Here is a 13,005-nt window from a genome sequence, read left to right as displayed (position 1 = left end):
TTCCGGCAGGTTAGGGCGCGATCAACGACGAGTTCGTGACTCTTCGTCATCACCTGTCCGGGATCTCAGATCTCTGCGTGGAGACAGACGTTCACTACGGGAGCGCGTCAACCTGACTTGATGGCTCGGAGGACGGACACCGCCAGGGCGTGACAGGATCGAGGCATGACCGACACCCGCAGCGCCGCGCCCGCCGCCCCTCCGCTGGCCGAAGTGCTCGCGGCCGCGCACGTCGTCTCGATTCCGACGCGTACGCGGTTCCGCGGCATCGCCGTGCGCGAGGCGATGATCTTCGATGCTCCGCTGGGCGCGAGCGAGTTCTCGCCGTTTCTCGAGTACGACGACGCAGAGGCCGCTCCGTGGCTCGCGGCGGCCCTCGACTTCGGATGGGCGCCGCAGCCGGAGGCGCTCCGTGAACGGATCGAGGTGAACGCCACGGTGCCGGCGGTGGGCGCGCACGAGGTACCCGCCGTGCTTGCCCGCTTCCCCGGCTGCACGACCGCGAAGGTGAAGGTCGCCGAACGCGGGCAGTCGCTCGCCGATGACGTCGCCCGGGTACGAGCGGTGCGCGAAGCGCTCGGGCCGGCGGGGCTCGTACGCGTGGATGCGAACGGCGGTTGGAGTGCGGACGACGCTGTCGACGCCCTTGCGGCACTCGCAGACTTCGACCTCGATTACGCTGAGCAGCCGAGCGCGAGCGTCGACGAGCTCGTCGAGGTGCGTTCGAGGCTGCGCGCGTCGGGCGTTTCAGTGCGCATCGCTGCCGACGAGAGTGTGCGGAAGGCCGAGGATCCGCTCGCGGTCGCCCGAGCCGGAGCCGCCGATCTGCTGATCGTCAAGGCCCAGCCTCTCGGCGGTGTGCGCCGCGCGCGGTCGCTCGTGATCGAGGCCGGGTTGCCCGTCGTGGTGTCGAGCGCTCTCGACACGTCGGCCGGCATCGCGATGGGACTGCATCTGGCTGCCGCCCTCCCCGAGGGGATGCTCGCGGGCGCGTGCGGTCTGGGCACCGTCGCGCTGCTCGACGGCGATGTGACGGCGTCGCCCCTGGTGCCGCTCGACGGTGCGATCGAGGTGCGGCGGCCCGACCTCGACCCCGCGTTGCTCGAGCGCTACCGAGCGGCTCCGGATCGCGAGGAGTGGTGGCGGCAGCGCGCGTCTCGCACGTACACGCTGCTGCGATCCTGATTCGACGACCATCGCCCCGCGCCGCCCCTGCTCAGCTCACGCAAAGCGGGGCGGGCGTAGCTCCCGCCTCAGACGAGCTTCGCCGCGCGGCGCGCGCCCTCGCCCAGCGCCTCGAGCTTGGCCCAGGCGATCTGCGGGTGCACGCGGCCGCCGAGGCCGCAGTCAGTCGCGGCGATGACGCGATCCGCTCCCACGACGTTGGCGAAGCGCTGGATGCGCTGCGCGACGAGATCGGGGTGCTCGACGAGGTTCGTCGAGTGGCCGACGACGCCCGGGACGAGGATCAGGTCGTCTGGAATGATGCTCTTGTTCTCCTCCCACGCGGCCCACTCGTGCTCGTGGCGCGCGTTCGCCGCCTCGAAGGAGATCTGACCGACGTTCGCTCCGAGCACGGTCTTGAGGATGTGCTTCAGCTCGATGTCGGTGGTGTGCGGGCCGTGCCACGATCCCCAGCACAGATGCAGGCGCACCTGCTCCTTCGGCAGCCCCTTGACGGCCTCATTGATCGCGTCGATGCGGATCTGCGTGAACGCGAGGTAGTCCTCGACCGAGGGCTCCGGATTGATCTGATCCCAGTTCTCGGCGAGTGAGGGGTCGTCGAGCTGCACGATCAGCCCGGCGTCGGTGATCGCCCGGTACTCCTCGCTCAGCGCCGCGATCCAGGCGTCGATGTGCTCCTGCTCAGAGGCGTAGAAGTCGTTCTGAATGCGCGCGGCCGATCCCGGTGCGATCGCCGTGATGAACCCCTGCTCGCCCGGCTGCAGCGCCGCTCGCAGGTTGCGGGTGTCGGTCGCGACGAGCTCCTGCCCGGTGTAGGTGATCGCGTCGGTCGTGGTGGGGAACGGCGTCGCGTTCGTGCCCACGTTGATCTCGGCCTGGTAGGCCTCTGAGAAGCGCACCCAGTCGCGGCGATCCGGGAACGACGTCAGCTGGATGTTTCCGGGCGTCGAACGCACCGGTTCCTGGGTGAAGATGTTGCGCTCGGTGATCGTGAGGCCCGAGGTGCGCTGGAACGAGTACGTCCACCATGCGCCGTAGTCGACGGCGTTCGACATCGCCTTGCCGAACTCACCGTCGCCGGGCTGCGTGATGCCGAGGTCTCGCTGGCGCGCGACGACGTCGCGCACAGCCTCGGTCACGAGCGCGTCGAACTCCGGCGTCGACTGCAGCGTCAGGCCGTCATCGGCAAAGGTGCGTGCGGCGTTCGCCTCGATGAGCGCCTGCGTGCGGGGCAGGCTGCCTGCGGTGGTGGTTTCGATCTGCGTCATACCTCGAAACTATCCGGCAGGACCCCTCATACGGCAATCGCGTGACGCCGCATGACGGCGGATCAGCCGGCCGGGTGGTCGTCCGGTCGGGGTCGCCGATCCTGCGCACCGCTCAGCCCTTGAGCCCCGGGAAGTCCTCCTCGCGCCATTCGCTCGCAATGCGTTCGCCCGCCGCATGGGCAGCCTCCTCGCGCTGGCGCAGCTCGATGCGACGGATCTTGCCAGAGGTGGTCTTCGGCAGCTCGAAGAACTCGACGCGCCGTACCCGCATGTAGGGCGGCAGTGCGCCGCGTGCGTGGGAGAGGATCTCGCGTGCGGCTGCCTCGTCGGCGGTGACACCGGCTGCGAGCGAGACGTACGCCTTGGTCACGTTCAGTCGCGTGCCGTCCGGCGCTCCGACCACGGCGGCTTCGGCGACGAAGGCGTGCTCGATGAGTGCGCTCTCCACTTCGAAGGGCGACACCTTGAAATCGCTGGACTTGAAGATGTCGTCGGTGCGGCCGACGAAGGTGAGCACGCCGTGCTCGTCGCGTTCGGCCACATCGCCGGTGTGGAAGAGGCCGCCTCGGGTCGCGCGCGCCGTCGCTTCCGGATCGCCGTAGTATCCCGGCATCAGGTTGACGGGGCGCTCGGGGTCCAGGCTCAGACAGATCTCGCCCTCTTGCGCCTCCTCGCCGGTCGCCGGATCGATGAGCACTGCCGAGACTCCGGGGAGCGGCCGCCCCATCGCGCCGGGCACGATCGGATCTCCGGGAAGGTTGCCGATGAGCGCCGTTGTCTCGGTCTGACCGTACCCGTCACGGATCTCGAGCCCCCACCACTCGCGGATGCGCGCGATGACCTCGGGGTTCAGCGGCTCGCCTGCCGAGACGATCTCGCGCAGCGCGCGCGGCTTCCTCGACAGTTTGCTCTGGATGAGCATGCGCCACACGGTCGGCGGAGCGCAGAAGGTGTTGACCCCCGCGCGGTCGAGCTCGGAGACGAGGAATTCCGCGTCGAAGCGGGCGTAATTCGCGACGAAGATGGTCGCGCCGACGTGCCAGGGGCCGAAGAAGCTCGACCATGCATGCTTCGCCCAGCCCGGGGCGCTGATGACCAGGTGGGTGTCGCCGGGGCGCACCCCGAGCCAGGACAGCGTCGTGAGATGCCCGAGGGGATAGCTCGTGTGGGAGTGCACCACGATCTTCGGCAGGCTCGTCGTGCCGGAGGTGAAGTACAAGAGCGCCGGGTCATCGCTCGTCGTCGTCTTCGCGATCGGAGCGAGTGATGCCGCGGACGACTCCTCGTACCGCGCCCAGTCGTAGAGCCGCGCACGGTGATCGGCGGGTGCCGCATCGAATCCCACCCCGATGCCACGGTAGTCGCCGGGGACCTCGCCGAATTTCATCGCGTCCTCGGCGGCAGCGAACACCCATCGCACCGTGCCGCGCTCGACGCGATCCACGAGCTCGTGCGGCCCGAGCACGACCGAGGTGGGCAGGAGCACGACGCCGAGCTTCATTGCGGCGAGCATGATCTCCCACAGCTCGACCCGGTTGCCGAGCATGAGCATCGCGACGTCGCCGGGCTTGGCGCCGATGCGGCGCAGCCAGTTCGCGACTTGATCGGAGCGCTGCTTCAGCTGCGCGAACGTCCGCTTCAGCTCGCTTCCGTCGGCTTCGGCGATCCACAGGGCGGTGGTGTCGTTGCCCTCGGCGATCACGTCGAAGATGTCGTGCGCCCAGTTGAAATCCGGTCCGACGTCGGGCCACTCGAATTCGGTGCGTTGGCGCTGCGGCTCTCCTGCGAGCGCGAGCAGCTGATCCCGTGCGGCGAGGAATGAGGCCGTGGCGTCGATTTCGGTCATGCTCCCTATTGTCCCTTCTTCCGAGTGCCGGATCCCGTTCGCCGCGCCACCATCGCGCCCTGGGCGATGACCGCGGTGAGCATCACCGCGCCGAGCGCGATGGCTCCGCCGCCCCTGACGTCGCTGCCCGCCATCGGCAGCACGACCCAGCAGAACGTGATGCACTGCGCGAGCGCCAGGATGGGAAGAGTGAGCCAGGCGGTCGTCCGCAGACTGGCGCTTGCAGGGCGCCGCACGCGCGTCGCGAAGACGATCACGCCGGCCGAGGCCACGACGACGATGCCCAGGATCCCGAAGACCGCGACGAACGGCAGGTTGAGGTCGCGCTCGGAGCGTTCGAGGGCCCCGTCGTCGACGCCGCCGAACGTATCCGGGTGAAACCGCAGGAGCGCCCCGAGATCGTCGTCGAGGTCGAGTGCGTACTGGTCGAGTGTGCGGTTGAGGTCCGCGTCGACCGTCCATTCGCCAGCTGGTGTGCCCGCGGCGAGGTCCTCGGCGACGCGCGACTCGACGGTGTCCGCGTCGATCTCGACGACGAGGGCCCCGTCGTCGCGCACCCGCTCGGATCCGATGCGCAGCTCTGAGTGCGTGCGATCCTCGAAGTCGGCCTCGTCGGAGTAGTGGCTCTGCTGCGTCACCCAGGGCTTGGCAGCGTTGCCGTCTTCGAGCGGCGAGCGGTCTTCATCCGAATCGGTGGTGATCCAACCGGCGTCGGTGAGGTTCCCGACGAGATCGGGGTGCACTGCGAGCTGGATTCGGAGCGGCCGAACGGGGAGCTTCGCCCCGGAGTAGTCGCCCGGCTCCGCGGAGTACTCGTCTTCCCAGAACGACAACCACGCCGCCCAGCGCACCTCCTGGACAGCGTCGTCCCCGGCGTCGGCGTCGGCGTCGACCGCAGCGTGGTCGAGCGAGTAGGCGATCTCGATCTCGTGCTCCCCAGAACGCACGTCGGGAAAACGGGTGAGCATCGCGAGGCTGCTCGTCTCCGATTGCGGCAGTTCGGTGTAGGGCGCGGCCTCCCCGTCGATCGTGACCGATTCGAGTTCGAAGCCGAGCGACTGCCCGAGGCGTTCCGTCGGCCATTCCTTCGCGAACTGCGGCACTTTCGAAGCCGAGTCGTCGAAGACCACGTCAAGCCGCTCGACGACGTCGAGGCGCGCTCCGCCGTCGTCGCCGCGTCGCAACTCTGCTTCGATGTCGAACCCGGAGACCTCGGTGTACAGCGTGCCGGGGAGGTCGTTCGACCAGGTGACGAAGTCGATATCGGTGCGGTACGGCGCCGGCTGCGTGGATACGGTGACGATCGAGCCCGCGAGCACCACGATCGATGCGAACAGTGCGAGAAGCGCGGGCGCACCCACGAAATGCTCGGTGCGCCATCCGCGTGAGATTGCGCGATCGCCGGTCTCTGCTGCCGCGTGCTCCGCGATCTTTCGACCGGCGCGGCGGGGGCGCTCGAACAGCAGGGCGTAGGGCAGCAGCGGGTCGTCGAGCGGTCCGCGGTCGAGCAGCCGGGTAGCCCGCGCCCACACGTCGATGCCTTTCAGCTGCTGCATCGCGAGTGCGCCGGCTCGCGTGAGGGGGCGGGGGCGGGAGACTGCGATGTTCGACATGATCGCCAGCACGGTCGAGACGAGCACGAACGCGGCCGGCCACCAGACGACCGCGAGGATCACCTGGTGCGAGAGCTGTCGCAGCACCCCCCACTGCAGCAGCATGATGGCGATGGGGGCGACGGTGAAGAAATCGCGCACGTAGCTGTCGGGCACCCATCGAAGCCCGGCCCGAACGGCGGCTCGGCTCGATCCCCACGACCGCGTGCGCCGCAGCACCGTCGGAGTGTTTCCGAGGCTGCCCGCCCGACGGCCCGCCCGGGCGAGACGCCGGAGCCATTCCGCTCGTCGAGACGACCGCGGCCGGGGAGGGTGCTCGAGCGCGGTGAGGAGCTCGACCTGCCGTCTCTGCCCCATGAGCTCCGCGGCGAGCATGGGCGAGAGCCGCTCCGGCGGCTCGTTTCTCGGGAGATACCAGGGGTCGCCGGCGCTGTCGGCCCACACCACGCGCCGAGCGGCGAACGCGAAGAGCGTGAGCACGACGAGCACGGCCATCGGGAGCAGCGGCCCGTACGTCTGCACCCAGAAGAGCGTCGTCGTCTGCGGTTGCGTGAACGTGCCGGGTGCGAACTGGGCGCTGACCGAGAGATCCGCGTTCGGCGGCAGCGCGTCAGCGTTCGAGAAGGCGTACCGCACCCCGGCGGCGTCCTCCCCCTCGGGGGTCAACCACTCGGTGCCGCTGATGAGCAACCAGCCGATGTAGGCCCGCGGGGCCCGCACCAGAGCCTCGTCGATCTCGCGGGCCAGCGTCACGGATACGTCGATGCCTTTCGTCGCCTGCGGCCACGTCGGGGCGAAGAGCGGCCAGTCGAAACGATCGACGCGTTCCGCGGTCGCCTCGTCGACATCCGTCGTGACGAGGTCGTGCAGCTCGTATGTGAGCGCGATCTCCCGTGTACCGGAAAGCGCTTCGCCGTCGCTGCGGGTGAGCCGCACCTCCGTGGTGGTCGGCTCGTGTTGCACGTCGATCTCGGCTTCGGCGCCGTCGATCGTCGCACTCGTCAATGAGAAGCGCACGTCGTGTCCGTGGTACTCGGTCAGAACGGTGCGCGCCACGCTCGATTCGGGGCCGTTGCGGAATTCGGCGTCGAAGCGCTCGCTCACCTGCGCGACGAAGCCTCCTGCTGCGTCGCGGTCGATGATGTAGTCCACCTCGGCGTCTCGCGCGACCCAGTCGACGTCGTCGATCTCGGCTGATGCGATGACGTCATCGAAGTCGAGCGGCTCATTGATGATGGGGCCGACCAGCAGGAAGACTCCGACGAGGGCTACGAGAACCCAGAAGAACCGGATCGCGTTCCGCAGCGCGGTGTCGCCGCGAGCGCGCAGGCGCGACTCGACGAGCTGCAGCACGTTCGCGAGCCACCGGAACACGGGCGTGTGCTCGGGGAGCGGATCAGGGATCCTCCCGGACGTGAGCAGCTCGGGGTCGCTTCCCGCGAGATCGAAGAAGTCGGGGGCGGGCAGCCGCTGCCCGCTGCGCTTCGATGACCGACTCATACTGCAAGCATCAGGCGAACCGCGGACATCGCGGCGTCAGCTCCGGAAGACCGTGTGCAGCGAGGCATCGGCGACGGTCTCGCGCCCGCCGAGGCCATCGATCTCGAAGAGCACCGACGTGCCTGCGGCGACGTAGCCGAGCCGCTCGACGAGTTCGTGGGCGGCCGCGAGCGTCCCGCCGGTGGCGAGAACGTCGTCGATCAACAGCACGCGGGTGCCCGGCGCGAAATCGTCGTGCGCTTCGACCTCTGCGGTGCCGTACTCCAGCTTGTAGCCGACGCTCGCCGCAGGACGGGGGAGCTTGCCCGCCTTTCGAATCGGCATGAGGCCGGTGCCGCTGGCGTACGCCGCGGCACTCGCGAGCAGAAACCCGCGCGCTTCGAGGCCCGCTACGACGTCGAACGAACCGTTGAACGGTTCGATGAGGGCGTCGACCGTCGCGCGCAGCGCGCCAGCATCGCCGAGCAGCGGCGTGATGTCGCGGAAGAGGATGCCGGGCGACGGATAGTTGGCGATCTCGCGGATCAGTGCTTCCGCGCGGGCGAGTTCTGGGCTCAGTGACACGGGTTCCAGGGTACCGCTCGCTCGCGACACGCGCGGCGCCATTGTGCGAAGGGGGCGTGATTTTCGTTTTTCGATCGTCTCGTGTAGTCTCTTTCGAGTTGGGAAACCAACGGGCGCCCCTAGCTCAGCTGGATAGAGCATCTGACTACGGATCAGAAGGTCAGGGGTTCGAATCCCTTGGGGCGCACCAGTTCACGCAGAACCCCCGTCGCGAAAGCGGCGGGGGTTCTGTCGTTTCGAGGCGGAGCACCGATTTCAGCTGGATCCCGCGTACCGCCTCGTGACGTTCCTGACGATCACCGTACCGGCCGCAGGAGCCGTCGCTGCGATCGCTCGAGCCGTTACCTGATTCGAACTCGCCGCGCCTGCCGTTCATAGCCGAGCACGCCTGCCGCGCAAGCCGCTGCGGCCGCGACGCCGAACGCTCCCGAGTACCCCAGCTGCGCGACGAGGGCACCGACGACGGCCGCCCCCGCCGCCTGGCCGATCATGAACACGACGAAGAGCACGGCGGTGCCCGTAGCAGCGCGCGAACCATCGATCTGCGTAGTCCACTCGATCAGGGCGCCGGTCGCGGTCACGTATCCCCAACCGAACACGGCGCACACCGCTCCCGCAAGCGGAGGAGAGCCGGAGGACATTCCGAGAGCGGCTGTGGAGACTGCGGCCGGGATCGTGGCGACTGCCCAGAGGCTGCGCGGCCGCAGCCTCCGCACGAGCGGCGCCGTGAGGATCACTGCCGTCCCGCCGACACCGAGCAGCACCCATGCGAGCAATGAGACACCTGCAGAGGCGCCGGCATCGATGAGCGCAGTTCGCCCGTAGTTCCAGACCGCTGCAGCTCCGAAGCCGAAGGCGGCAGCGGCCAGGAGTGCTGCGCGATGAGACGCCCACCAGGCCGCGGGCGGCAACCGGAGCGCGGACCGCGCTTCCACGGCTTCCGACGCTTGCTCCCGACCGAACCAGAGCACCGCGATCGTCGCGAGCGCCGTCACTCCGCCGGCGATCACCCAGGCGAGCCGCCAGTCGGGCGCGAGCGACCACGCGATGCAGCCCGCTGCGATGAGGCCGGGGCCGGTCCCCGCGTTGACGACCGATTGCATCGTCGCCCGGTCGCCGGGGGACGCGGCCCGATGAATGATGCGCACGAGCCCGGGAGACGCGCACCCTGCACCGGCCGAACTCACGATCGCGCACGCGCTGAAGATTCCGACGTCGTGCGTCAACGCGATGCCGATCGATCCGCCGCCCGCGGTGAGACCGGCCGCGAGCACCAGCGCGCGCGGAAAGCGGTCCCCGACGAGGAACCCGGCGCAGGCGGCGAGCCCGTAGGCCACGGATGCCCCAGCCGAGATCAACCCGAGGGTCGCGATGCCGAGGCCGAACTCACGGCTCATCTCGGGGAGGTGGAGGCCGAACGCGAGTCTGACGAGGCCGTAGGTCGCGGCGATCACCGCGGTGCCCGCGACGACGAGTGCCCCCACCTGCGGCGTGGCTCGCCGTGAACGAGTTCGCTGCTGCGCCGACATGCGCACCCCCAAAATGATAACGTGCGTTTCACTTATCGCTAGCCTAGAGTATTCCCATGGGGCTCAGGTCGAGTACGGAAGCGCGAATTCTCGACGCCGCCGAAGATCTGTTCTTCTCGCAGGGGATCATCTCGACCCCGATCGACGCCATCACGGCGCGCGCCGGAGTATCCCCCGCGACGCTGTATCGCGGATACGCCAGCAAAGACGCACTCCTCGCCGCCGTGCTCGAGCGACGCCAGAACGCCTGGATCGAATTCTGGGATGAGGCGATCGCGAGAGCTTCGACCGATGAGCAGCGTCTGCTCGCGATCTTCGACGCGCTCGAAGCGTTTCGCGAGCAGCCCCGCGGCTCGCGCTGGTGCGCGTTTCTCGGAGCATCGGCCGAATACGCGTCGGCTCCTCCCGAAGTGGCTGCGGCGATCCGCGCAGACACCGACGCCATGCGATATCGCTTGACGCGACTCGCCGAACCGGTGTCGGCGCAGGACGCGCCCGCACTGGCGGAGCAACTGCTCCTCATCGTCAGCGGCGATCTCGCCATGCGCTTGCGCGCGCCCGATCACACAACGGGCACTGCTCGCGCGATCGCCGCATCGCTGATCGCTCAGCGCGCCTGAGAGCTATGCGAGCACGGCCACGCCGAGCGCCGCGAGCACGCCGAACACGACGCCCCAGATGATGATCGAGATGATCTGCCAGAAGATGACCTGGTTCTTCGGAGCCCCGAACGAGACCATCGCCGCCGACGTGATCTGACTCGGCAGGAACACCTGGCCGAGCAGGCTGACCCCGGGCACCCCGTAGCGCTCGAACCGCTGCTTGAGCTTCTCGCGTCGCGGCGTCAGCGGCTTCGCGTCCTTGCCTTTCGTCGCGCTGGCACGGACCCCGTGCGCGGTGAGCACGAAGACGAGCATCGAGATCGCGTTTCCGACGACCGCTGCTGCAACCGCGATCACCGGATGAATACCGACGATGACCCCGATCGCGGAACCGAAGTAGGACTCGACGAACGGAATCGCCGCGATGACCAGTATGCCGAGCCACTGCAGCGGCTCCGGGAGCGAGGCGGCGAATTCCTGGAGAGTGGTGATCATGGGGACCTTTCACGTCGGGAGAGGATCAGCCCCGCCTTCGGTCGTGAGGGCGCTGCTGATGAGGTACGTCCATCGTTTCCCACTCGTTGTCGGTGCCGTAGTGCCTCCGTGTCATCTGTCGGCATGCACATCCGCACCACTTCGGCATGACATGTGTCACGCGACGGCGCACGCCGGGCCCGATCGCCCGAGATGCTCGTAGTCTGGTCAACGCTATGATTTCAGCTGACATGCACCGGGCTCCTGGCGCCGGTGTGACCGCGACGTGGAACTACACGCTCGGCTCCATCGTGTTCTTGTTCGTCGTCATCGACGCGATCATCGCGTTCGACTACCTCGCCGACTTCGCGGCGACGCGCGATCCTCTCGTGCTCGCGCTCCTGATCACGAGCGTCCTCGCCGCGGCCGCTCGGATCCGCTACTGCTGGTTTCTCCGCGATGATGCGCCCGACACGCGACCGCACCGCGGGTGGACCGTCGCACTCTTCGCACCCCCCGCGATCTCGTGGGCCCTCGCCTTCGCCTCTCCCGAGTTGGCGGTCTACGCCGCGGCGCAGCTCTGGTTCTCCGGCGTCCTGTTCGCGGCCGTGCTCTCGGGCGGGCGCCGATGGGGGGCCACCGGCCTGGCGCTGGCTCTGGCCGCGATCCCGCTCCTCGTTCACATCAGCCGGGGATCGGCGAGCCTGCAGCACTCATTGGATATCTCGAGCGGATTCGTGCTCCTCTACGGCGCTCTGCTCCCCTTCATGCTGTTCACCAGCCTGTGGATGTGGCGGATCATCCGGCGGCTGGACGAGGCCCGGTCTCTCGCGGCGACGCTCGCCGTCACCCGAGAACGACTGCGCTTCGCCGCAGACCTCCACGACATTCAAGGTCACCATCTGCAAGTCATCGCGTTGCAGGCCGAACTCGCCGAACGCACGCTCGGCCGCGACGCAGCTCGCACCGCCGAGCAGCTCACCGAGATCCGCCTCACCGCCAAGCACGCCATGGAGGAGACGCGAGCGCTCGTCGCCGGACTCCGGGACGTCGACCTCCCGGACGAACTCGAGAACGCTCGCGACGTGCTGACCCTCTCGGGAGCGGAATGCACGCTGGACATCGCGAGGAGCCCGGAGGACCCAGCCGCTCAGCGCGCGCTGGCCTTCGCGGTGCGCGAGGCCACGACCAACATCCTCCGGCACAGCGTCGCCGCCCGCGCGACCATCGCACTCGCGCCTCAGCGAGACGGATTCGTGCTCGCGATCACCAACGACGGCGTGGAAACCACGCATGATGCGAATGCTGGCTCCGGGCTCGCTGGGCTGCGAGACCGCATCACAGCCGTCGGCGGCACGCTGACCGCGTCGCACGACGAAGCGGGGCGTTTCGAACTCACGGTATGGGTCCCGGGCGGAGGAGCGCGATGACGGAACCGATCCGGCTGCTCATCGCCGACGACGAGCAGCTCATCAGAAGCGCACTCGAAGCGCTTCTCGAACTCGAACCGGATATCGAGGTCGTCACGGGCGCCGACGACGGCGCAACAGCCGCTGCGCTCGCGATCGAGCTGCGACCCGACGTGTGCCTGCTCGACCTCGAGATGCCCGGCACCGATGGCATCGAGGCTGCAACGCTCATCGCGGCAGGTGCTCCCAGTACGCGCATCATCATCGTCACGCGACACGCGAGGCCGGGCGTGCTCCGGCGCGCACTCGCCGCGAAGATCGTCGGATTCGTGCCGAAGTCGACGCCCGCCGGTGAACTTGCACAGGTCATTCGCGACGTGGCTGCAGGCAAGCGCTACATCGATCCGGAGATCGCGGCCGCCGCGCTCTCGGCCGAGCACTGCCCGCTCACGGATCGCGAACTCGACGTGCTGCGCGCCACCCGCGCCCACTCGAACGTGCGCGACATCGCCGAAGCGCTGTTCCTCTCACCCGGCACGGTGCGCAACTACCTCTCCGCGGCGATGACGAAACTCGGAATGGGAAACCGCCAAGAGGCGGCTGAACACGCCTGGCAACAGGGGTGGATCTGACTCCTACGCACAGTTCGAGGCCGCAGTGCCAGGGGCTTGCACGTCGCCACGCATTCTTCGACGATGGAAGCACTGCGCGGCGGACTCGTTCGCCGCAATGTGCGAACAGGAAGGAGCACTCATGACCGATCGCGCCGATGACGAACAGGTGAATGAGCAGGTACCGGGATCCGAGGAGTCGCAGGACATCACGGAGAACGCGGAGAATGCGGAGTCACGCGAGGATATCGCGGAGCACCCCGGTTCGACCGAGGTGTCGCACGAGCACGCGGACGCCGTGGCAGACGAATGGGGCGAGGATTCCTTCCCCGGAAGCGACCCGCCCGCGCACTACTGATCCGATGAACGCAGAGGGCCGGCGGATTCCGCCGGCCCTCCGTCGT

11 protein-coding genes and 1 tRNA gene are annotated in these 13,005 nt (G+C 68.4%); 6 read left to right on the top strand and 6 right to left on the bottom strand.

Features of this window, described 5'->3' with window-relative positions:
* The first annotated feature begins 165 nt into the window (after window positions 1-165).
* Window positions 166-1,185 carry an o-succinylbenzoate synthase gene (locus ABFX18_RS09855; RefSeq protein ID WP_346058205.1) on the top strand — a complete coding sequence of 340 codons (1,020 nt, stop codon included), beginning with the start codon at window positions 166-168 and terminating at the stop codon, window positions 1,183-1,185.
* A 68-nt stretch (window positions 1,186-1,253) separates the two neighbouring features.
* Here ABFX18_RS09855 and ABFX18_RS09850 read toward each other — a convergent pair whose 3' ends face one another.
* The 4 genes from ABFX18_RS09850 to ABFX18_RS09835 all read right to left on the bottom strand — a co-directional run bounded on the left by ABFX18_RS09850 (window position 1,254) and on the right by ABFX18_RS09835 (window position 7,976).
* On the bottom strand, window positions 1,254-2,453 hold the full coding sequence (locus tag ABFX18_RS09850; RefSeq protein WP_346058204.1) for a cobalamin-independent methionine synthase II family protein: 1,200 nt from the start codon (window positions 2,451-2,453) through the stop codon (window positions 1,254-1,256).
* Window positions 2,454-2,565: 112 nt separating this feature from the next.
* On the bottom strand, window positions 2,566-4,299 hold the full coding sequence (locus tag ABFX18_RS09845) for an AMP-binding protein (RefSeq protein WP_346058203.1): 1,734 nt from the start codon (window positions 4,297-4,299) through the stop codon (window positions 2,566-2,568).
* 5 nt (window positions 4,300-4,304) lie between these two features.
* Complete coding sequence (locus tag ABFX18_RS09840; protein WP_346058202.1) at window positions 4,305-7,412, bottom strand: hypothetical protein; 3,108 nt, start codon at window positions 7,410-7,412, stop codon at window positions 4,305-4,307.
* A 36-nt stretch (window positions 7,413-7,448) separates the two neighbouring features.
* On the bottom strand, window positions 7,449-7,976 hold the full coding sequence (locus ABFX18_RS09835) for an adenine phosphoribosyltransferase (protein WP_176698412.1): 528 nt from the start codon (window positions 7,974-7,976) through the stop codon (window positions 7,449-7,451).
* Window positions 7,977-8,089: 113 nt separating this feature from the next.
* On the opposite strand from ABFX18_RS09835, the gene ABFX18_RS09830 reads away from it, so the two are divergent.
* Window positions 8,090-8,166 (top strand) — tRNA-Arg (locus ABFX18_RS09830).
* A 151-nt stretch (window positions 8,167-8,317) separates the two neighbouring features.
* Here ABFX18_RS09830 and ABFX18_RS09825 read toward each other — a convergent pair.
* Window positions 8,318-9,505: an MFS transporter gene (locus tag ABFX18_RS09825; RefSeq protein WP_346058201.1), complete on the bottom strand. Its 1,188-nt coding sequence runs from the start codon at window positions 9,503-9,505 to the stop codon at window positions 8,318-8,320.
* Window positions 9,506-9,561: 56 nt separating this feature from the next.
* On the opposite strand from ABFX18_RS09825, the gene ABFX18_RS09820 reads away from it, so the two are divergent.
* Window positions 9,562-10,125 (top strand): TetR/AcrR family transcriptional regulator, encoded by a 564-nt coding sequence (locus tag ABFX18_RS09820; RefSeq protein WP_346058200.1) that lies wholly within the window; start codon window positions 9,562-9,564, stop codon window positions 10,123-10,125.
* A gap of 3 nt (window positions 10,126-10,128) precedes the next feature.
* On the opposite strand, the gene ABFX18_RS09815 is transcribed toward ABFX18_RS09820, so the two are convergent.
* On the bottom strand, window positions 10,129-10,602 hold the full coding sequence (locus tag ABFX18_RS09815) for a small multi-drug export protein (protein WP_346058199.1): 474 nt from the start codon (window positions 10,600-10,602) through the stop codon (window positions 10,129-10,131).
* Window positions 10,603-10,817: 215 nt separating this feature from the next.
* Between ABFX18_RS09815 and ABFX18_RS09810 the strand changes: the two genes are divergently transcribed.
* The 3 genes from ABFX18_RS09810 to ABFX18_RS09800 all read left to right on the top strand — a co-directional run bounded on the left by ABFX18_RS09810 (window position 10,818) and on the right by ABFX18_RS09800 (window position 12,959).
* A complete protein-coding gene (locus tag ABFX18_RS09810; protein WP_346058198.1) occupies window positions 10,818-12,011 on the top strand; it encodes a sensor histidine kinase in 1,194 nt (397 codons plus the stop codon).
* Window positions 12,008-12,622, top strand: coding sequence for a response regulator transcription factor (locus tag ABFX18_RS09805; RefSeq protein ID WP_346058197.1), 615 nt, complete (start codon window positions 12,008-12,010; stop codon window positions 12,620-12,622). The genes ABFX18_RS09810 and ABFX18_RS09805 overlap by 4 nt, the downstream gene beginning before the upstream one ends.
* A gap of 121 nt (window positions 12,623-12,743) precedes the next feature.
* Window positions 12,744-12,959 carry a hypothetical protein gene (locus ABFX18_RS09800; RefSeq protein WP_346058196.1) on the top strand — a complete coding sequence of 72 codons (216 nt, stop codon included), beginning with the start codon at window positions 12,744-12,746 and terminating at the stop codon, window positions 12,957-12,959.
* Window positions 12,960-13,005 lie beyond the last annotated feature (46 nt).

The sequence above is a fragment of the Leucobacter alluvii genome, assembly GCF_039530485.1.
GTDB lineage: Bacteria > Actinomycetota > Actinomycetes > Actinomycetales > Microbacteriaceae > Leucobacter > Leucobacter alluvii.
This window is presented reverse-complemented; position numbering and strand designations above follow the sequence as displayed.

Excerpts from the sequence above, each read along its gene's own strand:
- ABFX18_RS09855 (WP_346058205.1), top strand. The coding sequence starts at position 166 with ATGACCGACACCCGCAGCGCCGCGCCCGCCGCCCCTCCGCTGGCCGAA.
- ABFX18_RS09850 (WP_346058204.1), bottom strand. The coding sequence starts at position 2,453 with ATGACGCAGATCGAAACCACCACCGCAGGCAGCCTGCCCCGCACGCAG.
- ABFX18_RS09845 (WP_346058203.1), bottom strand. The coding sequence starts at position 4,299 with ATGACCGAAATCGACGCCACGGCCTCATTCCTCGCCGCACGGGATCAG.
- ABFX18_RS09840 (WP_346058202.1), bottom strand. The coding sequence starts at position 7,412 with ATGAGTCGGTCATCGAAGCGCAGCGGGCAGCGGCTGCCCGCCCCCGAC.
- ABFX18_RS09825 (WP_346058201.1), bottom strand. The coding sequence starts at position 9,505 with ATGTCGGCGCAGCAGCGAACTCGTTCACGGCGAGCCACGCCGCAGGTG.
- ABFX18_RS09820 (WP_346058200.1), top strand. The coding sequence starts at position 9,562 with ATGGGGCTCAGGTCGAGTACGGAAGCGCGAATTCTCGACGCCGCCGAA.
- ABFX18_RS09815 (WP_346058199.1), bottom strand. The coding sequence starts at position 10,602 with ATGATCACCACTCTCCAGGAATTCGCCGCCTCGCTCCCGGAGCCGCTG.
- ABFX18_RS09810 (WP_346058198.1), top strand. The coding sequence starts at position 10,818 with ATGATTTCAGCTGACATGCACCGGGCTCCTGGCGCCGGTGTGACCGCG.
- ABFX18_RS09805 (WP_346058197.1), top strand. The coding sequence starts at position 12,008 with ATGACGGAACCGATCCGGCTGCTCATCGCCGACGACGAGCAGCTCATC.
- ABFX18_RS09800 (WP_346058196.1), top strand. The coding sequence starts at position 12,744 with ATGACCGATCGCGCCGATGACGAACAGGTGAATGAGCAGGTACCGGGA.